This window comes from Streptomyces doebereineriae, assembly GCF_031845645.1.
In the GTDB taxonomy this organism is placed as follows: Bacteria; Actinomycetota; Actinomycetes; order Streptomycetales; family Streptomycetaceae; genus Streptomyces; species Streptomyces canus.
The window spans coordinates 1-406 of sequence record NZ_JAVREZ010000514.1 but is presented as its reverse complement, the minus strand read 5'-3'; the positions used below and the strand labels follow the sequence as shown (position 1 = coordinate 406).

General features: G+C 76.6%; 1 protein-coding gene. It reads right to left on the bottom strand.

All coding sequences use genetic code 11. From position 1 onward, the window contains the following. Positions 1-406 (bottom strand): VIT1/CCC1 transporter family protein (locus tag RNB18_RS53035; RefSeq protein ID WP_311721180.1); only part of this gene is annotated, 406 nt, incomplete at both ends.

Here is a 406-nt window from a genome sequence, read left to right as displayed (position 1 = left end):
CCCCGGCCATGTTCCGCAGCATCGCCCGCCCGGCCGGCGCCTCGCCCAGCCGGGCGCTCCACCAGCCGGTGAGCGCCAGGGCCGCGAGGACCGAGACCACCGTGACGGGGAGCCGTGCCGAGGTGGGCGGCAGCACGATCGCCAGCAGGGGCAGCAGCGCGCCCACCGTGAAGGCCAGGAAGCTCGCCCCGGCCGCGTGCCACGGGTTGGTCAGCTCGTCCGGGTCGATGCCCAGCTCGACCTCGGCGTGGGCGCGCAGCGCGTCGCGCCGGGTGAGCTGGACGGCGGCCTCCCGGGCGAGCCGGCGGCTCAGCCCCTTCTCCTCCAGGAGTCCGGTCAGCTCGGCGAGCTCGGCCTCCGGGGTCTCGCGGAGCTCCCGCTTCTCCGTCTCCAGTGCGGCCTTCTC